The 19,949-nt window shown below is 74.3% G+C and carries 16 protein-coding genes; 11 read left to right on the top strand and 5 right to left on the bottom strand.

Annotated elements, in window-relative coordinates; genetic code table 11:
* The first annotated feature begins 18 nt into the window (after window positions 1-18).
* On the top strand, window positions 19-786 hold the full coding sequence (locus tag ACFWIC_RS07915) for a DedA family protein (RefSeq protein WP_380516800.1): 768 nt from the start codon (window positions 19-21) through the stop codon (window positions 784-786).
* 269 nt (window positions 787-1,055) lie between these two features.
* Here ACFWIC_RS07915 and ACFWIC_RS07910 read toward each other — a convergent pair whose 3' ends face one another.
* On the bottom strand, window positions 1,056-1,799 hold the full coding sequence (locus ACFWIC_RS07910) for a PIG-L deacetylase family protein (RefSeq protein WP_380516797.1): 744 nt from the start codon (window positions 1,797-1,799) through the stop codon (window positions 1,056-1,058).
* Between the two features lie 339 nt (window positions 1,800-2,138).
* Here ACFWIC_RS07910 and ACFWIC_RS07905 point away from each other — a divergent pair, with 339 nt between their 5' ends.
* From ACFWIC_RS07905 to ACFWIC_RS07885, 5 genes are all read left to right on the top strand, one after another.
* Window positions 2,139-3,179 (top strand): MDR family NADP-dependent oxidoreductase, encoded by a 1,041-nt coding sequence (locus ACFWIC_RS07905; protein WP_380516794.1) that lies wholly within the window; start codon window positions 2,139-2,141, stop codon window positions 3,177-3,179.
* A 29-nt stretch (window positions 3,180-3,208) separates the two neighbouring features.
* Entirely contained in the window at window positions 3,209-3,628 is a 420-nt protein-coding gene (locus ACFWIC_RS07900; RefSeq protein WP_329947762.1) for a MerR family transcriptional regulator, read from the top strand.
* Window positions 3,629-3,764: 136 nt separating this feature from the next.
* Window positions 3,765-4,532 carry an ArsR/SmtB family transcription factor gene (locus ACFWIC_RS07895; RefSeq protein WP_380516791.1) on the top strand — a complete coding sequence of 256 codons (768 nt, stop codon included), beginning with the start codon at window positions 3,765-3,767 and terminating at the stop codon, window positions 4,530-4,532.
* Window positions 4,529-5,893 carry an MFS transporter gene (locus tag ACFWIC_RS07890; protein ID WP_380516788.1) on the top strand — a complete coding sequence of 455 codons (1,365 nt, stop codon included), beginning with the start codon at window positions 4,529-4,531 and terminating at the stop codon, window positions 5,891-5,893. The genes ACFWIC_RS07895 and ACFWIC_RS07890 overlap by 4 nt, the downstream gene beginning before the upstream one ends.
* Before the next feature lie 127 nt (window positions 5,894-6,020).
* The gene (locus ACFWIC_RS07885; protein WP_380516785.1) at window positions 6,021-8,117 is read left to right on the top strand and encodes an FUSC family protein; all 2,097 of its coding nucleotides are present in this window, start codon (window positions 6,021-6,023) and stop codon (window positions 8,115-8,117) included.
* Window positions 8,118-8,168: 51 nt separating this feature from the next.
* Here the strand turns inward: ACFWIC_RS07885 and ACFWIC_RS07880 are convergent, their stop codons facing one another.
* Window positions 8,169-9,620, bottom strand: coding sequence for an amidase (locus ACFWIC_RS07880; protein ID WP_329947758.1), 1,452 nt, complete (start codon window positions 9,618-9,620; stop codon window positions 8,169-8,171).
* Between the two features lie 300 nt (window positions 9,621-9,920).
* On the opposite strand from ACFWIC_RS07880, the gene ACFWIC_RS07875 reads away from it, so the two are divergent.
* The 3 genes from ACFWIC_RS07875 (at window position 9,921) to ACFWIC_RS07865 (ending at window position 13,367) form a co-directional block, all read left to right on the top strand.
* Complete coding sequence (locus ACFWIC_RS07875) at window positions 9,921-11,711, top strand: glycoside hydrolase family 35 protein (protein WP_380516781.1); 1,791 nt, start codon at window positions 9,921-9,923, stop codon at window positions 11,709-11,711.
* A gap of 186 nt (window positions 11,712-11,897) precedes the next feature.
* A complete protein-coding gene (locus ACFWIC_RS07870; RefSeq protein WP_380359515.1) occupies window positions 11,898-13,076 on the top strand; it encodes a serine hydrolase domain-containing protein in 1,179 nt (392 codons plus the stop codon).
* Window positions 13,077-13,208: 132 nt separating this feature from the next.
* Window positions 13,209-13,367 carry a hypothetical protein gene (locus ACFWIC_RS07865; protein ID WP_329947755.1) on the top strand — a complete coding sequence of 53 codons (159 nt, stop codon included), beginning with the start codon at window positions 13,209-13,211 and terminating at the stop codon, window positions 13,365-13,367.
* Window positions 13,368-13,458: 91 nt separating this feature from the next.
* Here ACFWIC_RS07865 and ACFWIC_RS07860 read toward each other — a convergent pair whose 3' ends face one another.
* The 3 genes from ACFWIC_RS07860 to ACFWIC_RS07850 form a co-directional block, all read right to left on the bottom strand.
* Window positions 13,459-13,662, bottom strand: a complete 204-nt coding sequence (locus ACFWIC_RS07860; protein WP_042388274.1) for a cold-shock protein — start codon at window positions 13,660-13,662, stop codon at window positions 13,459-13,461.
* Window positions 13,663-13,985: 323 nt separating this feature from the next.
* Entirely contained in the window at window positions 13,986-15,812 is a 1,827-nt protein-coding gene (gene glmS / locus ACFWIC_RS07855) for a glutamine--fructose-6-phosphate transaminase (isomerizing) (RefSeq protein WP_329885032.1), read from the bottom strand.
* 123 nt (window positions 15,813-15,935) lie between these two features.
* Window positions 15,936-16,220: a hypothetical protein gene (locus ACFWIC_RS07850; protein WP_327683601.1), complete on the bottom strand. Its 285-nt coding sequence runs from the start codon at window positions 16,218-16,220 to the stop codon at window positions 15,936-15,938.
* A 316-nt stretch (window positions 16,221-16,536) separates the two neighbouring features.
* On the opposite strand from ACFWIC_RS07850, the gene asnB reads away from it, so the two are divergent.
* Window positions 16,537-18,387, top strand: a complete 1,851-nt coding sequence (gene asnB, locus ACFWIC_RS07845; protein ID WP_329885031.1) for an asparagine synthase (glutamine-hydrolyzing) — start codon at window positions 16,537-16,539, stop codon at window positions 18,385-18,387.
* 303 nt (window positions 18,388-18,690) lie between these two features.
* Window positions 18,691-19,821: a hypothetical protein gene (locus ACFWIC_RS07840; protein ID WP_380516777.1), complete on the top strand. Its 1,131-nt coding sequence runs from the start codon at window positions 18,691-18,693 to the stop codon at window positions 19,819-19,821.
* Window positions 19,822-19,949 lie beyond the last annotated feature (128 nt).

Below are 19,949 nucleotides of genomic sequence, written 5' to 3'. Positions count from 1 at the left end.
GGCCCGGGGCGGTGAGTCGTGCCGTTCGCGTTCCCTCCCGCACCGCTCACCGGGGCGGCGACCACGACCGCCCTCGCGGCGGCCGACCCGGCGTTGCCCGGGCCGCTCGCGGCTCTCGCACCGCTGCTGGAGCAGTACGGCTACCCGGCGGTGGCGCTCTTCGTGCTGCTCGACAACTGCGGAATCCCGGCGCCGGGCCAGACCATCCTCGTGCTGGCCTCCGTCTACGCCGGCACCGGGCACCTGAGCTTCGCCGCCGTGGTGGCGATCGCCTTCGCCGCGGCGGTGGTCGGCAACAGCCTGGGTCATCTGATCGGCGCCACCGGCGGACGCGCCTTCGTCCACCGGTGGGGACCGTACGTGCTGCTCACACCGGCGCGGATGGCGCGGGCGGACGGCTTCTTCGCGCGGCACGGCGGCAAGGTGGTCACGGTCGCCCGGTTCATCGACGGGCTGCGGCAGACCAACGGCATCATCGCCGGCACCACCGGGATGCCGTGGCGCCGGTTCCAGCCGTTCAACGTCCTGGGGGCCGCGCTCTGGGTGGGCGTCTGGTCCGCCTTCGGCTACCTGGCCGGCGCCAACATCGGGGCGGTGTACCGGACGGCGGTGCGTTACCAGCTCTGGTTGCTGGCCGGGTTCGGCCTGCTCGTCGCCGCGCTCGTGCTGCACCGGCTGCTCCGTCGACGGGGTCGCCGGGGGCGGAGCGATGACGACGACGCCGGGGGCGACGCCGGGGGCGATGTCGGCGACGGCTCCGCACACCCCGAACACTCGGAGGACTGACCGGCCGCTCCGCGGCGCGACCGGTCCCGGCGGGCCTTCCCGTCCCGGTTCGGCCGATTCGGTCTCATTCGGACTCGCCCGGCCCTGATCCGACCGAATGCCGCTCCGGCAGCGAAACGTTCGGGGGGTCGGGAAATCCGGGGGTCGGGGAATCCGGGGGTCCGATATCGAGGATTCCGGAGAGGACGCCCCGTATCCGCCCGACCCGCCGGCAGCGGTGTTCCTCCTCTTGAGGAAGGAGGAACACCACTGCTCGCCCTTCCGTCCGCCTAACGCAGCGGGAAGACCTCGAACGGGACGGCGAACCGGGTGCCCAGCCGGGTGCCGGCCGACCGCCCGAGACTCTCCAGGAATCCGCGCGCGTCGGCCATCGCGCCGCCCAGCCCGGCCAGGTACGCCTTGTGCGCCTCCAGCGAGGCGACGCCGGCGTCGAAGTGGTCGGTGGTGTCGACCGCGTGCCGCGAGTCCGGGGAGGCCACCGCCCAGACCTGGCGGACGCCCTCCCAGGGCTCGTGGCCGTCGGCGGTCAGCTCACGGAAGACCCACCGGTTGCCCGCGTCCCGCACCCCGTCCAGGGTGGCCCGGCCGACGGCGATGTGGTCGGCCTGGTTGAGGAAGACGCCGCCGTACGTCTCGCGGAAGTTGCTGGTGATGACGATGTCGGGGCGGTGGCGGCGGACGGCGCGGGCGATGTCGCGGCGCAGCGGCACCCCGTACTCGATCACGCCGTCCCGGTGGCCGAGGAACTCGACGGTGTCGACGCCGACCAGGGCGGCGGAGGCGATCTGCTCGGCCTCGCGCAGCGGGCCGCACCGTTCGGGCTCCAGGGTGTCGATCCCGGCCTCGCCGCTGGTGACCATGACGTAGACGACCTTCTTGCCCTGCGCCGTCCAGCGGGCGACGGCGGCGGCGCCGCCGTACTCCATGTCGTCGGGGTGGGCGACGACGACCAGGGCGGTCTGCCAGTCCTCGACGACGGGCTCGAAGGGCTCGGGTGCCTGCTGCTCGCTCATGGTGGGTGCTGCCTCTCCGTGGTGCAGGTGTGCGCAGGGATGCGTCCGGTGCGGTCGTACGGTCGCACCGGAGGCGACTCTAGAAGATCATCGGACCGCCCGGTGGGCGATGACGGCCTCCACGGAGTGGCGGCGCACGGAGTGGCGGCGCACGGACGGCCGGTGACAGGACGGCCGGTGACGGAGCGACAGCGGACGAGGCCGTCACCGGTGTCGAGGACGACGCGACGGAGAGGGACGGCACGACGGCCTTGCCCCTGACCCGCGCGTCAGGGGTTACCGTCCCCGCATCTCCGCGGCGGACCGACCGCCGCGCGCCGTCCCGTTTCGGAGTCCGCCATGTCCCTCCCCCTGCCCACCACCGCACGCGAGGTCCGGCTCGTCGCCGCGCCCTCCGGCCTCCCCCGCCCCGAGCACTTCGCGCTGGCCGAGACGCCGCTGGCCGCCCCCGGCCCCGGCCAGGTGCTGGTGCGCAACCGGGCCTTCCTGGTCTTCCCCGGCCTGCGCACCCTGATCGGCGGCGAGCTGACGGACACTCCGCTGCCGTCGATCGGGCCGGGTCAGGCGTTGTTCGGTCCGGCGCTGGCCGAGGTCCTGGCCGTGGGCCCGGACCGGCCGGCGGACGAGGCGCTCCGCCCGGGCGACCTGGTCACCCACCTCCAGGGCTGGCGGGACCACGCGGTGGGCGACGCGGCCTCGTTCACCCGTGTGGACGGCGCCGTCCCGGACCCGCTCGCACTGCTCTCCCCCGCGTCCGCCGGGTACGGCGCGCTGACCCGCTCGGCCGAGGTCCGCGCGGGGGACGTCGTGCTGGTCACGGGCGCGGCGGGAGCGGTCGGCACGGTGGCGGGGCAGGTGGCCCGGCTGCTGGGGGCCGCACGGGTGATCGGCACCACCGGTTCGGCCGCCAAGGCGAAGCGGCTGACCGAGGAGCTCGGCTACGACGCCGTCCTGGTCCGCGGCGCCGGGCCGTTCGCCGAACAGTTGGCGGCGGCCGCACCGGAGGGGATCGACGTGCTGCTCGACCTGGTCGGCGGCGAGCAGCTCACGGCCGCCGTCGACGCGGCCCGGCCGGGGGCGCGGTTCGCGCTGGTCGGGGCGCTCTCCGGGCAGATGGCGCCGGACCGCCGCGGCGGCAGCTCGCCGGCCGTGGTCGACAGCTTCCGTCTGCTGTCCCAGGGCGTCACCGTGCACGGGTTCGCCGGGCTGCAGCACCCGGACCTGGAGGCGGAGTGGCGGCAGCGGCTGGGGGAATGGCTGCGGGCCGGCGAGCTCGTCGTGCCCACCACGGTCGTGTCGGGCATCGAACAGGCGCCGTCGGCGTTGCCCCGACTGATCGACGGTGACGGCATCTTCGGCGCGACGATCGTCGAAGTGTAGCCATGGCGTGAGCGGGAGGACGGACGCGTATGAGGATCGGTGACGCCGCGGCGGCGGCGGGCACGACGCCCAGGGCCCTGCGGTTCTACGAACAGCGGGGGCTGCTGCCGCCGCCCGCGCGGACGGCGTCCGGTCAGCGGAGGTACGGGCCGGAGGAGGTGGCCCGGGTGCGGGTGATCCGCGAGCTGCTGGCGCTCGGCCTGACCGTCGAGGACGTGGCCCGCAAGGCTCACCGGCTCGCCCTGCTCACCGAGGACCCGCCGCGCGGCTGCCCGTCGACCGGCGACCGCGGGCCGGACACCTTCACCCCGGTGGTGCAGCAGCGGCTGGCCGCGCTGGACGCCGAGATCCGCCGTCTGACCCGGCTGCGCGACAGCCTGGCCCGGCATGCGAGGACGCGCGGCGCGGCTGAGCCGACGCCGGGTCAGGAGGCGGACGGCGCAGCGTAGGGGCGGCGGACGGGGCGCCGGGGGGGGTGATCTCCGGGCCCCGCCCCAGGGCCCGCCCGGAGCGTCCGCTCAACTTACAGAGACTTCTCTGCAGACACCTCTATGCAGAGAAGTCTCTGCATCTTAGGATTCCGGCATGCCCACCGAGCGGCCCGGCGATCCCGGCTTCCCCGATGCCCGTCCCCCGGCCCCGTCACGACCCGCGGCAACCCCCTCAGCCCCTGAGGCCCCGCCGGCCCCTGCGGCCCCGCGCCCGCACCGCCGCCTCGACGCCCGCAGCCTGCGCGGACTGGCCCACCCGCTGCGGATGCGGATCTTCGAGCTGCTGAACCTCGACGGCCCCGCCACCGCCACCCTGCTCGCCGAGCGGCTCGGCGAGAACACCGGGACGGTCAGCTGGCACCTGCGCCACCTCGCCGAGCACGGGTTCATCGAGGAGGAGACCGGCCGCGGCACCAAGCGCGAACGGTGGTGGCGGCGGGTCCCCGTCCCCAACCGGCTCGACACCGCCGACTTCCGCGACGACCCGGAGAGCCACGGCCCGCTCTCCGTCTACCTCCAGGGGGTGGTCCGGCGCCTCTTCGACCGGGTCGACGAGTACATCTCCGAGGACTGGCCGGACGAGTGGCGCAACGTCGGCAGCATCTCCGACTGGAGCCACCTGCGCCTCGATCCGGCCCGACTCAAGTCGCTCAACGAGGAGTTGGCCGCCGTCGTCGAACGGTACGCCCCCGACCCGGACGCCGCACCCGACCCGGAGGCGCTGCCCGTCGTCGTCCAGCTCCAGTCCTTCCCCCGCCGTCCGCACGAGGCCGTCGGCGCCGGAGCTGCCGCCGGACCGACCGCCCTCGGACCTGCCGGCGCCGAGGACGGCCCGCGCGACGGGCAGGAGGAAACCCGATGAGCGGCGCCCGCGGCGGACTCCTCCGCCGGCACCGCGACTTCCGGCTGCTCTGGTGCGGCGAGACCGCGGGCAAGTTCGGTGCCTCGGTGACCGGCGTGGCCATGCCGCTGATCGCCGTCACCGAACTGCACGCCTCCACCTTCGAGATCGGCCTGCTCAGCGCGGCCGCCTGGGCGCCCTGGCTGGTGATCGGCCTGCCGGCCGGGGTCTGGGTCGACCGGTTACCGCGCCGCCCCGTCATGCTGACCGCCGCGGCCGTCTCGCTGCTCCTGTTCGCGGCCGTCCCGGTCGCCGGGTGGTTCGACCTGTTGAGCACCGGCCTGCTGCTCGCCGTCGCGCTGCTCACCGGCACCGCGGCCGTCTTCTTCCAGACCGCCTACACCGCCTACCTGCCCGACCTGCTCGCCCCCGAGGACCAACCCGAGGGCAACGCGAAGCTCCACGGCAGCGCCTCCGCCGCGCAGATCGTCGGCCTGGGCTCCGGCGGCCTGATCGCCCAGCTGGCGGGCGCCGCCAACGGCATGCTCGCCAACGCCGCGACCTTCCTCGTCTCGCTGCTCTGCCTGGGCCGGATCCGGCACCGCGAGACGCCGGCGGCGCGGACCACCGACCGCGCGCTCGGCCGCGAGGTCGCCGTGGGACTGCGGCTGCTCGCCGGGGACCGCTGGCTGCGCGCCCTGGCCCTGTTCGGCGCCTCCTCCAACCTGGCGCTGATGGGGTACCAGTCGATCCAGGTGGCCTTCCTGGTGCGCGAGGTCGGACTCGACGCCGGCACGGTGGGCGGCCTCGTCGCCGCCGCCGGGAGCGGGGGCGTCGCCGGGGCGTTCGCCGCCCGCCGGGTCGCCGCCCGGACGGGCACCGCCCGGGCGATGGTCCTCTTCGAACTCGGCCTGCCCGTGCTCGCCCTGCTCATCCCCCTCACCAGCGGCGGCGCGGGCGTCCTCTGCTACGCCGTGGGCGGGTTCAGCGTCTCGGCCGGGGTGGTGGCCGGGAACGTCATCAAGTCCGGCTTCCAACAGAGTTACTGCCCGCCCGAGCTGCTCGGCCGGCTCACCGCCAGCACCGCCGTCCTCAACTTCGGCACCATCCCGCTCGGCGCCGTCCTCGCCGGCGTCCTCGGCACCACCCTCGGGCTGCGCCCGGCGATGTGGATCGCCACGGCCGGGGTGCCCCTGGCGGCGCTGATCCTGCTCCTGTCACCCGTCGGCCGCGTCCGCGACCTCCCCACCGGGCGCCGGACCGCCGACGGGGCGACCGCACGGCCGGAGGCCGCGGTCGGGGCCGCGGTCGGGGCCGCCGAGGAACCCGGCCGGCCCGCGCACCCGGCCCCGCCCGCCCGGCCCACCCGTACGGCGAACTGACCGTTCGTCCCACCCACCGGCCGGGGCCGGGCGCCGGGCCGGACCCCGGGCCGGGGGGACAGGCCGGAGACCAAGCCCCGGTCACGCCCACCGGGCCCCGTCCGCCGACGGGCCGTAGGTTGGCTCCATGGCACGGCGCACCAGGGCCGCCCGGCTCACCCCTCCCAGCTGGCTGACCGCGGGACTGCGCCCGCACCCCGCACCCGTGCCCTGGGCGGCGGTGGCCCGCGCCTCGGTCGCGCTCTCCGCCCCGCTCGCCGTCGGCTTCGCGACCGACCGGCCCGAGTACGGCGCGCTGGTCTCGATGGGCGCGCTGTCCGCCGTCATCGGCGACACCGCCGACGCCTACCGGATGCGGGTCTTCAACATCGCCGTGCCGCAGCTCTTCGGCGCGGTCGGGGTGACGCTCGGCACCCTGGTGTACGGCGAGGGCTGGCCGGCGGTCGTGGTGCTGACCGTGGTCGCGCTGGTCTCCGGGATGATCTCCTCGATCGGCGCGGTCGCCTCCGTCTCCGGGCTGCTGCTCCTGCTCAACGCGGTCGTCGGGGCCGGCCTGCCGATGCCGCAGCCCTGGTGGAAGGCCCCGCTGCTGCTGAGTCTCGGCGGGCTGGTGGTGCTGGTCCTCACGCTGTTCGCCTGGCCGCTGCGCGGCGGCGTGCCGGAGCGGGAGGCCGTGGCCGGCACGTACCGGACCGTCGCCGGCTTCCTGCGCGCCGCCGGCACACCGGCGCACGACGAGCGGCGGCAGGCCGTCACCCAGTCGCTCAACGGCTCGTACGACCTGCTGCTCGCCCACCGCACCCGCCGGCACGGCCGCTCCCCCGGGCTGGCCCGGCTGGTCGCGCGGCTCAACGCGGTGATCCCGATCGTGGAGGCGGCCTCCGCCGCCAAGCTCCGCCCGACCCGGCTCGGCCCGCTGCCGGAGGCGTACCCGGCGGCGGTCCTGACCCTGGCCGACGCGATCGGACAGGGCTCCGCCGCCGTGCCGGCCGACCTCGGTCTGCCACCGCCGACCGGGCCGTCGGAGCGGGCCCTCGACCAGGCGCTCCGGTACGCGGCGGCCGTCGTCGCCGAACCCGTGCCCGACCCGCGCGGCCCGCACCGCTCCACCCCGCACGGACCGCACCACGCCGCGCCCCACCACGCCGCGCCACCCGCGCCCGACCCGTCCGACGCGGTCCACCCGCCCGACCCGCTCGGCCGGCCGGCCGGCCCGCGGGTACGACTCCGGCGCACGGCCCGGGCGGCCCTGCTCTCCGGTGCGTCCTGGCGGTACGGGCTGCGGCTGGCCCTCTGCATCGGCCTCGCCCAGGCGGTGGTCTCGGTCCTGCCCGTACCGCGCTCCTACTGGGTCGCGCTGACCGTCACCTTCGTCCTCAAACCCGACTTCGGCTCGGTGTTCTCGCGGGCCGTGCTCCGCGCGCTCGGTACCGCCGCCGGGCTGCTGATCGCCGCCCCGGTACTCGCCGAGGTGCCCATCGGCTGGTGGGACGTGCCCACCATGGCGCTGCTGGCGACGCTGATCCCGGCCGTCTCCGCGAAGGGCTACGCGTTCCAGACGGCGGCCATCACCCCGGTGATCCTGCTCCTCTCCGACCTGCTGAACCACCAGGGCTTCCGGCTGGTCCTGCCCAGGCTGTACGACTCGCTGATCGGCTGCGCGATCGTCCTGGTGGCGGGCTACCTGTGCTGGCCCGAGTCCTGGCACACCCGGATCGGCGACCGGCTGGCCGACGCGGTCGGGGACACCGCCGCGTACGTGGCGATGGCGTTCGCCGCCGGGCCCGGCCGGGACCAGACGTCCCGGCTGCGCCACCGGCGGCGGCTCTACCGGGACCTCTCGGCGGTGCGCTCCGAGTTCCAGCGCGCGCTCACCGAACCGCCGCCCACGGCGACGCGGGCGGCGGCCTGGTGGCCGCTGGTGATCGCCGTGGAGCGGGTCGTGGAGGCCACCACCGCGACCCGGGTCCGGGTCGAGCACGGCGAACCGGCACCGCCGGCGGCCGGGGTCGGCGCGATCACCCGCGACCTGGACGCGCTCGCCACCGCCCTGCGGACCGGCACCGCGCTGCCCGGGAGCACCGGTCCGGCCGACAGGTCCGAGCCTCCCGGATCGTCCGGGCCGCCCGAGGACGCGGCACCGCAGGATGCGGACGACGTGCTCGGCCCGCTGCGCCGCGAGGTCCTGGCGGCCTGCGCGATCGCCTCTCCCGTACTGCGCTGAACACCCGCCCGCCCCCGGCGCCAGCCCGCGCCCGCCCCGGACCGGGCCCGCTCAGCCCAGCCCCACCCGCGCGGCCTGCCGCTCCTGGTGCCCCTCGCCGTCCTGGATCCGCCGCCACGGCCGGTCCGCCTCCAGCGCGAACGCCAGCTCCAGCAGGACCCGCTCCCCGCCGTGCGCCGCCGACAGGTGCACCCCGATCGGCAGGCCGTCGGCGGTGGCCCCGGCCGGCAGCGCGAGCCCCGGGCCGCCGGTGACGTTGTTGACCGGCGTGAACGCGACGTACCGGACCAGCCGGGCCATCAGCTCGTCGAACGCCACGTTCGGGCTCAGGTGCCCGATCGGCGGTGCGACGTGCGCCAGCACCGGCGAGAGGACCACGTCGTACGCGTCGAACATCGCCGTGTACGCCTGCTCGGCCCGGCGGAGGCGGCGCAGCACGCCCGGGGTCCGCGTGAACTGGCGGTGGAAGCTGCGCCGGAGCCCGGTGGTGAGGCCGTCCAGCTTGCGCGCCTGGAAGCTCGGGTCGAGCGCCAGCTTGCCGGTGGTCGCGATCAGGAAGGCGATGTACCCCCAGTACATGGTGAAGTCGCGGGAGAACTCCTCGCCGAACGGCAGGGTGGCCGGGGTGACCTCGTGGCCCATCGACGCCAGCCGGGCGGCCGTCTCCTCGACCGCCGCCCGGGTCGGCCCGTCGGTGACGGCGAGCGGGGAGTCGACGACCAGGCCGACGCGCAGCGGACGGTCGCCCGGCCCCTCGACCAGGCCGAGCGGGGGCAGTGCGGGGTTGCGGTGGTGGCGTTCGGCGGCGGCGAGGAAGGCGGCGGTGTCGCGGACCGAGCGGGTCAGCACGCCGTCGGTGATCAGGTCGATCGGCAGCAGGCGGCCCTGACCGTTGGCGACCATCCGGCCGCGTGTGGGCTTCAGCCCGACCAGGCCGCAGCAGGCCGCCGGGATCCGGATCGAGCCGCCGCCGTCGTTGGCGTGCGCGATCGGGACGACGCCGGCGGCGACCAGGGCGGCCGAGCCGCCGGAGGAGGCGCCCGGGGAGTGCGAGGGCCTCCACGGGTTGCGCACCGGGCGGGCCTCGGCGAACTCGGTCGAGGCGTTGAGGCCGAACTCCGGCAGCCGGGTCTTGCCCAGCACCGACAGGCCGGTGCTCAGGAACTGCTCGGCGAAGCCGGCGGTGCGGCGGGCGGGCTTGGCCCGGAACGCCGAACTGCCCTGGCCGGTGGGCATGCCGCGCAGGTCGACGTTGTCCTTGAGGTAGCTGGGCACGCCGTGGAGCGGCGCGTCCCGGTCGGCGCCGGCCGCCGTGTGCGGCCGTTCGTACGAGGCGAACGCGACCGGCGCGAGGGCCGCGTCGATCCGCTCGGCGCGCGCGGCAGCAGCGGCCGCCAGCTCCGCCGGACGGACCTCGCCGGCCCGTACCAGCGCCGCCAGCGCCACCGCGTCGTGCTCGCCCAGCGCGTCGTCCCCGAACGCGTGCACCCGGTCGTCGGCCATCCGGACTCCCCATCCCTACCAGTCGGTAATACCGCGCGAGCTGAGCAGTCTAGGGCTGGCGGGCCCCGTGGGACACCCCCACGAGAGGTGTCCCAGGGGGGTGCCCCACAGGGGGTGTCACGAGCGACTGCCGGGGCAGACGGGGGGAGAAGCCCGAAGGGCGGGGCGGCTTCGCGGCGGCCGACCGGAGATCCGCTCCGGGCACGATCGCGCCGCACCACCCGTTCGGCCCTCCGACTGCCCAGGACCGACAGCCGGCGCCGCCCGGCAGCCCGCGCACCATCGAAAGCTGGTCACCGCATGCTCGACTACGACGACACCGGATTCCGCCGCGACGGCGCGCCGCACCGCATCGTTTCCGGTGCCCTGCACTACTTCCGCGTCCATCCGGACCTCTGGGACGACCGGCTGCGCAGACTGCGTGCCCTCGGTGCGAACACCGTGGACACCTACATCCCCTGGAACTTCCACGAGCTCCCCTCGGGCGAGGTGGACTTCACCGGCTGGCGGGACATCGCCCGGTTCGTCCGGCTGGCGCAGACGCACGACCTGGACGTCATCCTCCGCCCCGGCCCGTACATCTGCGCCGAGTGGGAGTTCGGCGGTCTGCCGGCCCGGCTGCTCGCCGCCGGCGGGATGCGGCTGCGCAGCTCCGACCCGGCCTTCCTGGCCGAGGTGGACGGCTGGTTCGACGCCCTGGCACCCGAGTTGCTGCCCCTGCTGGCCGGCCGGGGCGGCCCGGTGGTCGCGGTCCAGGTCGAGAACGAGTACGGCAGCTACGGCAACGACGCCGCCTACCTGGCGCACCTGCGGGACGGCCTGGTCACGCGCGGCGTGGACTGCCTGCTGTTCACCACGGACGGTTCCGAGGACTACATGCAGCAGGGCGGCGCGATCCCCGGCCTGCTCGCCACCGCCACCTTCGGCTCCCGAGCCCCCGAGCGGTTCGAGGTGCTCCGCCGCCAGCAGCCCAAGGGCCCGCTCGCCGCGATGGAGTTCTGGATCGGCTGGTTCGACCGGACCGGCGAGCCGCACCACGTCCGGGACGCCGAGGAGTCCGCCCGCTCGCTGGACGAACTGCTCGCCACCGGCGCCTCGGTCAACCTCTACATGGCGCACGGCGGCACCAACTTCGGCTTCTGGGCCGGTGCCAACCACTCGGGCGCGAACCCGTACGACTCCGGGTACGAGCCGACGGTCACCAGCTACGACTACGACGCGCCGATCGGCGAGGCGGGCGAACTCACGGAGAAGTTCCACGCCCTGCGCGCCGTGATCGGCCGGTACGTGCCACTGCCCGAGGGTGAACTCCCCGAGCTCCCGCCCCGCCTGACGCCCCGCCAGCTCGACCGTCCGACCGGCCGGGCCCGCCTGCTGGACTCCCTCGACGCGCTCTCCGCCCCGGTACGCCGGACCGCGCCCGAGCCGATGGAGAACGTCGGCCAGTCCCTCGGACTGATCCACTACCGCACCCACGTCCCCGGTCCGCGGCCCGCCATGCCGTTGCGCATCGACGGCATCGGCGACCGCGCCCAGGTCTTCGCCGACGGCCGCCCGATCGGCGTCCTGGACCGCAACACCCCGGGCGAGACCGTCCCGCTGGAGACCGGCCCGGCCGGCGTGACCCTGGACATCCTGGTCGAGGCCCTCGGCCGGACCAACTACGGCCCCCAGATGGACGACCGCAAGGGCATCGGCCGCGGCGTCTCGCACGACCGGCAGCGGCTCTTCGGCTGGGAGATCCGCCCGCTGCCGCTCACCGACCTCGACGCCCTGGTCTTCGACGGGACCACCGGGGTGGACGACGGCGACCCCGCCTTCCACCGCTTCGAGACCGACCTCGACGCCCCGGCCGACGCCTTCGTCGCGCTCCCCGCCTGGGGCCGGGGCCTCCTCTGGCTCAACGGCTTCCTCCTCGGCCGCTACACCCACGAGGGGCCGCAGCGCACCCTCTACGCCCCCGGCCCGCTCTGGCGCGCCGGCCGCAACACCCTGGTCGTCCTCGAATTCGACCGTCACGGCGAGGTCCTGGAGCTCCGCGACCGGCCCGACCTCGGCGACACCACCCGCGCCCCCAGCGCCGACTACTGACCCCTCGGCCCCTGCCGGGGTCGCCGTAGGTCGGCCGGGCGCCTCCGCGCCCGGCCGCCCTCGGCCCGAGGGCGGCCGGGCGCCGCGGAATCTCCCCGTCCGCCCCGGAATCACTCCACCCCCGCCGTGGTTGACGGAGCGGCAGGCCGGTGATCACGGCCCGCGGTCGCCGTCCGAGGGGGAACCATGTCCAGCAGCACCGGTGTGAGCGGGAGCGTCGCGCCCGGGTTCGAGGAGGTACGGGCGGAGTTCGCCGCCGTCGTCGCCGAGGAGCCGGAGGGCGGCGGCGCACAGCTGGCCGTCCACCTGGACGGACGGCGGGTGGTGGACCTCTGGGCCGGCGAGGGGGTGTCCGGCGATTCGCTGTTCGCCCTCTACTCCTCGGCCAAGGGCGCGGCGCACCTGCTGGTGGCGCTGCTCGTGCAGGAGGGCGTGCTGCACCTCGACGAGGAAGTGGCCCGGGAGTGGCCGGAGTTCGCCGCCGAGGGCAAGGCCGGAATCACCTTGCGGCAGTTGCTGGAACACCGGGCGGGGCTGATCGGCGTCGACGGCGGGTTCACCTCCGAGGAGCTGGCGGACGACCGCCGGCTCGCCGAACGGCTGGCGCGCCAGAAGCCGTTCTGGGAGCCCGGTACCGCCTACGGCTACCACGCCTTCGTGATCGGCGCGCTGACCGGCGAGGTGGTCCGCCGACGGACCGGCCGTTCGCTCCAGGAGCTGTTCGAGGAGCGGGTCAGGGCGCCGTTCGGGCTGGACTTCCATCTCGGGCTGCCCACCGAGCTGGAACCGCGTTACCTGCCGGTGCGGCCGGCCCGTCCGGCCCCGGGGCGGCAGGCCGACGGGCCCGCGCCCGACAGCATCACCGGGATCGCCTTCAACCTGAACGCCGCCCCGCCCACCGATCTGGTGGAGTTCGCCAACACCCGCTCGGTCCGCGCCCAGGGCCCGGCCTCCTCCGGCGGGGTGGGCAACGCGCGCGGGCTGGCGGCGATGTACGCGGCGGCGGCGCACGGCCTGGACGGGCGTCCGCCCCTGCTCACGGCCGCGACGATCGCCGAGTTCGGTCCGGTCCGCACCCGCGGTACCGACCTGGTGACGGGCGAGCAGGACCACTTCGGCCTCGGCTTCGAGGCCCAGAGCTCCCGCTACGCGTTCCTCGGGCCGGAGGCCTTCGGGCACAGCGGCGCGGTGGGCGCCCAGTCGTTCGCCGACCCGCGCAGCGGTGTCGCCTACAGCTACACCCGCCGCAGCTTCAGCGCCGGTGGCGGCGGCGGTGCTGCCGAGAACCACCGCCTGGCCGCAGCGGCCGTACGGGCCGCGGCGGTCTCCCGGACCGACGCCGCGCGCAGCGGCACGGCCGGCTGACCCGCGGGCCGGGCCGGGCCGGGGCGGACGAGCCGGGGCCGGGGCGGGCGGGGCCGGGGCGGGCGGGCCGGGCTCCGCGGGCGGTCGGGGTAGATGGCCGGGACTCCCCCGCCCCGTCCCCAGGAGCCCCGCGTGCTCGACACGACCGACGCCGCCCTCGTCCACGAGCTGCAGCGGGACGGCAGGGTCATGTTCTCGGAGGACCTCTTCGCCGTGGACCCGAAGGCGTTCCTGGAAGCCCGGGCCGACCTGACGGTCGTCGGCGGCGAGGTGGTCCACCGCGCCGACTGACACCCGGGCCCGGACATGCCGAAGGGCCTGCACCGCGCGGAACGCGGTGCAGGCCCTGGCTGTTCGGCGGGTGACCGATCAGCGGGTGGTACTACAGCGGGCGAATGTTCTCCGCCTGCGGGCCCTTCTGGCCCTGCGTGACGTCGAACTCGACCTTCTGGCCCTCGAGCAGCTCACGGAAGCCCTGGGCGTTGATGTTCGAGTAGTGGGCGAAGACGTCCGGGCCGCCACCCTCCTGCTCGATGAAGCCGAAGCCCTTTTCCGCGTTGAACCACTTCACGGTGCCATTAGCCATTAAAATTCTCCTTGAAAGGCAATTCCCGGAGCCCGCACCTCGCAGGATCCGCGTCGCCGCTATGAGTACCCACCCAGAAGAAGACTCCTAGAAAATCCGAAGAAATTCGAGGAAAATTCCGGAGAAACAAAAAGTGCGCCAGCGGTCACAACCGGCAGGCGCACACAAAGTTCATGGGAACCGAAACTGCAACTGACATCGACTGTAGCAGGTCCCGAGGCGGAACGGCGGGTCTTTCTTCCCGGGTTTCGCCGCGCCCCGCCGTCCCGGGTTCTCCGACCCGGTCCGGACCCGGTTCGGGCCCGGACCGGCTGTTCGGTCGGCTACTCCACCGTCACGCTCTTCGCCAGGTTGCGGGGCTTGTCGACGTCCCGCTCCAGCGCGACCGCGGCGTGGTACGCCAGCAGCTGGAGCGGGATGTTGAGGAGCAGCGGGTCGAGCTCCGGCTCGCTCCTGGGCACCAGGATGCAGTGGTCGGCGAGCTTCGCGTCGGGGCGGCGGTGCGCGACGGCGAGCACCCGGCCGGAGCGGGCCTTGATCTCGCCGAGCGTGGTGAGGTTCTTGTCGAGCAGCTCGTCGTCCGGGACCAGGGCCACGGTGGGCAGTTCGGGGCTGATCAGGGCCAGCGGTCCGTGCTTGAGCTCGCTCGCCGGGTACGCCTCGGCGTGGACGTAGGAGATCTCCTTGAGCTTCTGCGCGCCCTCACGGGCGACGGGGAAGCCGCGGACCCGGCCGATGAACATCATGCCCTCGGACCCGGCGTACTCGGCGGCGAGCTCGGCGATGGCGTCGCTCTGCGCGAGGACCTCGCGGATCTGGTCGGGGAGCGCCTTGAGGGCGGTGACGATGCGACGGCCGTCGGCCGGGGAGAGGTCGTGGATCCGGCCGAAGTGCAGGGCGATCAGGGCGAACGCCACGACGGTGGAGGTGAACGCCTTGGTCGAGGCGACCGAGATCTCCGGACCGGCGTGCAGGTAGATGCCGCCGTCGCACTCGCGGGCGATCGCGCTGCCGACGGTGTTGACGACGCCCAGCACCCGCCCGCCCTTGCGCTTGACCTCCTGGACGGCGGCGAGGGTGTCGTAGGTCTCACCGGACTGGCTGACCGCGATGTAGAGGGTGTCGGCCTCGATGACCGGGTTGCGGTAGCGGAACTCGGAGGCGGGCTCGCTGTGCGCGGGGATGCGGGCGAGCTCCTCGATGAGCTGGGCCCCCATCTCGCCCGCGTAGTAGGCGGAGCCGCAGCCGAGGATCTTGACCCGGCGGATCTCGCGCAGCTCCCGGGCGTCGAGGTTGAGGCCGCCGAGGTGGGCGGTGGCGAACCGCTCGTCGAGCCGGCCGCCGAGGGTGCGCTCGACCGAGCCGGGCTGCTCGTGGATCTCCTTGAGCAGGAAGTGCGCGAAGCCGCCGGTGTCGTAGGAGTCGATCTCCCAGTCGACGGTGGACGGCTGGCGGTGGGTGGTGCGGGCGTCCTCGGTGAACGTGCGGAAGCCGTCGGCGCGGACGGTGGCCAGCTCGCCGTCCTCCAGGTGGACGACCTGGCGGGTGTAGCGGACGAGCGCGGAGACGTCGGAGGCGGCGAACATCTCCTTCTCGCCGATGCCGAGCACGATCGGGCTGCCGTTGCGGGCGACCACGATCCGGTCCGGCTGCTCGGCGTCGAGGACGGCGATGCCGTAGGTGCCGACGACCATGGCGAGGGCGGCGCGCACGGCGTCCTCCAGCTCCACGCCCTCCGCGGCGTGCGCGGCGATCAGGTGGCCGAGCACCTCGGTGTCGGTCTCGGAGCGGAAGACCGCGCCGTCGGCGGCGAGCTTGGCCCGCAGCTCGTCGGCGTTCTCGATGATGCCGTTGTGGACGACGGCGATCCGCCCGGCGTTGTCCAGGTGCGGGTGGGCGTTGGCGTCACTGGGCACGCCGTGGGTGGCCCAGCGGGTGTGGCCGATGCCGGTGGTCCCCTTGAAGCGGGCCGGGACGGCCGCGGCGAGGTCGGCGACCCGGCCCTTGACCTTGCGGACCTTGAGCCCGCCGGTGCGCCCGGCGACCGCGACGCCCGCCGAGTCGTAGCCGCGGTACTCCAGCCGGGCCAGGCCCTCCAGCAGGAAGGGGGTCGCGTCCTTGGGGCCGATGTAGGCCACGATTCCGCACATGGGGTGGACTCCTCGAAGACAGGGGGCAGGGCGGGAGGCAGGGCGGGGCCCGGAGGGTCGGGCCGGGAGGCCGTCGCCGACCGCGGTCGGCGGGCCTCGGACGGAGGACTTCGGACGGGTCCGTCAGCCGTAGACGATCCGGCGCAGCTGCCGCGCGGAGAGTCCCGGCGCCGCGACACGGCGGGCGGGCAGCTCCTCGGCGAGCCGGGCGAAGATCCTCTCGTTGGTCAGACCGCGTGCCTGGAGCTCACCGTGGCGGCGGCGGACGTACTCCTCCGTGGTCTCGGAGAAGTAGGCCAGCACCTCCGCCACCACCCGCGCCGCCTCGCGGGGCCCGAGCGGGCTGGTCCGGGTGAGGTGGGCGAGCAGGTCTTCGTGAGGGTGCGAGGGACCGGGTGAGCTGGACACGAAGAGGGAGCCTAGGCCGGATCCGGCACCGAGTTCAAAGATCTTGCCCGAATTCGGGCAGATCTCGCGACGTTCGACGCCCACCCGGCCCGATCCGGGCCCGCGCCAGCCTGTCGAACGAAGCATCGGACGGGCGAACGGGCGGGCGAACGATCGGCACGGCGGACGCCCGGCGGGCCCGCCCACCCCGCCCGCGCACCCTTGTGCGAGCACGTACCACCACGTAGCGTGATTCCCCGACTACGCATCGGGGGAGACGGATCAGGACACCGGATTCGTCTCGGAGATTCGTGTCGGAAGAACCGGAGGCTTGCTGATGTGCGGCATCACCGGATGGGTCGCCTACGACCGCGACCTCACCCTCGAACGGCCAGTGCTCGACACGATGACGGCCACCCAGCTCTGCCGCGGCCCGGACGCGGGCGGCATCCACCTGGAACGGCACGCCGCACTCGGTCACCGCCGCCTCGCCGTGATCGACGTCGAGGGCGGTGTCCAGCCGATGACGGCCGAGCACGACGGCCGGACGCTGGCCGCCCTCACGTACAGCGGAGAGGTGTACAACCACCGCGAGCTGCGCGCCGAGCTGGAGGCGGCCGGCCACCGGTTCCGCACCCGCAGCGACACCGAGGTGGTGCTGCACGCCTACCTGGAGTGGGGCGAGCACCTCGCCGAGCGGCTCAACGGCATGTTCGCCTTCGCGATCTGGGACGCCCGCAGCGAGGAGCTGGTGCTCGTCCGCGACCGGATGGGCGTCAAGCCGCTGCACTACCACCCCACCCCGGACGGCGTGGTCTTCGGCTCCGAGCCGAAGGCCCTGTTCGCCCACCCCTCGGTGCGCGCGGTGGTCGACCTGGACGGGCTGCGCGAACTGCTGGCCCTGACGAGGACCCCCGGCCTCACCCCGTACCGCGGCATCTCGGAGGTGCGGCCCGGCCACGTGGTCCGGGTGCGGCGCAGCGGCGTCACGGTCCGCCGTTACTGGGCGCTGGAGGCACGCCGGCACACCCAGGACCTCGCCACCACCGTCGCCACCGTCCGGGCCCTGCTCGACGACATCGTCCACCGCCAACTGGACTCGGACGTGCCGCTCTGCTCGCTGCTGTCCGGCGGCCTCGACTCCAGCGCCGTCACCGCGCTGGCCGCCAAGGCGCTGCGCGCGGCGGGCGCCGGGCCGGTCCGCTCCTTCGCTGTCGACTTCGCCGGACAGAGCGAGCACTTCCTCGCGGACGCGGTCCGCTCCACGCCGGACGGCCCGTACGCCGCACTGCTCGCCCGGTACGTGGGCGCCGACCACCGGGTGATCGAGCTGGACAGCGCCGCACTCACCGACCGGACGCACCGGATGGCCGCGCTGCGCGCCAGGGACCTGCCGGGCGGCTTCGGCGACATGGACACCTCGCTGCTGCTCCTCTTCAAGGAGGTGCGCCGGCAGTCGACGGTGGCGCTGTCCGGCGAGTCGGCGGACGAGCTGTTCGGCGGCTACAGCTGGTTCCACGACCCGCAGGCGGTGAACGCGGACGACTTCCCCTGGGCGGCCTCGCTGACCAGGCTCGGCGGGACGGGCGCCGGTCCGCGCGAACAGCTGATCGACCGGGAGCTGCTCGGCAAGCTCGACCTCGCCGGCTACCGGCACGCCCGGTACCGGGAGGCGCTCGCCGAAGTCCCGCACCTGCCGGACGCCGACCCGTTCGAGCGACGGATGCGGGAGATCTCGTACCTGAACCTGACCCGCTTCGTCTGCATCCTGCTCGACCGCAAGGACCGGATGAGCATGGCCAACGGGCTGGAGGTGCGGGTGCCGTTCTGCGACCACCGGCTGGTGCAGTACGTCTTCAACACGCCGTGGTCGATGAAGCACTTCGACGGCCGGGAGAAGAGCCTGCTGCGCGCCGCCGTCCGGAACGTGCTGCCGGACGAGATCGCCGACCGGATGAAGAGCCCCTACCCGAGCGTGCAGGACCCGCACTACCCGGAGATGCTCCGCAGCGAACTGGCCGAGCTGACCTCCGACCGCGCCGCCCCGGTGCTCGACCTGCTGGACCGGCGGGCACTGGCCGACGCGCTCGCACCGGACACCGATCCGCAGTCGGTCCGGCTGGCGGCCGATCTGGCGTTGGACCTGAACGCCTGGTTGACGGAGTACCAGGTGTCGCTCGAACTCTGACCGCCCGCCGGCGTTCACCCGGACGGCGTACGTCGCCCGCTGCGCCGTCCGGGTTCACGGCGAACCGCGCAGCGGGCCGGGTGACGGACCGGCGCCGGGCCGTGCGACAGGCCGTAGGACGGGCCGGGTGACGGGTCGTCCGGCGGTCCGGCGACCGGGGGCGGCCCGCGTCGTCGACCGGCCCGGACGTGCGATAGCGTCGCCGACACCTCCCGAATGGCGGTCGAAAACGCGGAATCCCACCCCCGTGCCGTCAGGATGGGGAGCGACCCGTCCGTCTCGATCCGCCGGGGGATCTCCGCCATGCATCCGCGAGCATTCGCGATTCTCACCGCCCTGCTGCTGGGGGTCCTGGGCCTGGGGTCGGTGGCCGTCACCGACTGGACGCCCGCGCCGGTCGCCGCGACGGCCGGGGAGAACACCGCGGACGGCACCGCCGGAACGGCGGGCGCCGCGCCCGCCGGCACCGCGCAGCCGGCCGTGAGCGCCACCCCGACCGGGGACCCGGCGGTGTGGACCCGCTCGACGCTGCGCAACAAGCTGATGGCCGAGATGGAGTCCACCGATCCCGGGGTCGCGCTGGCCGACCTGGACAGGATCACCAAGCAACTGCCGTACACCGTCCGGTTCTGCCACCCGATCGCCCACGAGCTCGGGCACGCGGCCGTCAAGCGCTTCAACGCCGACTTCCAGAAGGTCATCTCCTTCCCGCACGAGACCTGCGCCGCGGGCTACCTGCACGGCGCCGTCGAGGAGATGCTGAACGCCTCCGCCCAGCCCGAGACGGACCTGCTCAAGCTCTGCGCGCCCAAGAACAGCGGCCCGTGCATCCACGGCGTCGGTCACGGCACCATGTTCGTCGCCAAGCAGGACGTGGCCAAGGCGCGGGACCTGTGCAACAAGTTCCCCACCGACCAGAACCGGATCCGCTGCTCGGAGGGCCTGTTCATGCAGCTCTTCGGCCCGGACGAGGAGGACGAGAAGGCGAAGGCGAACCTGCCGGCCGACAAGATCGCCCAGGACCCGCTCTACCCGTGCAAGGAGCAGCCCTCGCTGTTCCAGTCGGCCTGCTTCTTCTACGCGCCGACCTTCTACCTCTCCTCGCACGACTACCCGAACCACCCCGAGGTCTACGCCGAGGCGCTGAAGTGGTGCCTCAACGGCAAGGCGAGCGGCGGGTCGGTGGACTGCAGCCGGGGGGTGGGCTCGCGGACCATGAAGTACAACCTGGACCGCGAGGACTGGGCCGCCCAGCAGTGCGCCACCGCCGCCGACGGCTGGCAGCGCAAGGCCTGTGCCGAGGGCCTGGTCAGTTACTACACGGTCAACTACACGGACGGCGGTGCGGCCGGGCGGCTCTGCGCCAAGATCACCAGCCCGGAGATGCAGGGCTACTGCCGCTCCGCGGGCGGGCTCTCCTCCTCGCTCGACTGACCGGCCCGTCCTCGCTCGCCTGACCGGGTCGCCGGGTCGGCCGGCCGAACCGGCGACCCGGTGCTCCCTGACCCCCCGACCCCGTGCCCCGCCCGCCCGCCGGACCCCTTCCCTCCCAGGGGGTGGGG

It is taken from the genome of Kitasatospora sp. NPDC127035 (assembly GCF_042726075.1).
GTDB lineage: Bacteria > Actinomycetota > Actinomycetes > Streptomycetales > Streptomycetaceae > Kitasatospora.
The sequence above is the reverse complement of the archived record's forward strand: the minus strand, read 5'-3'. Positions and strand labels throughout refer to the sequence as shown.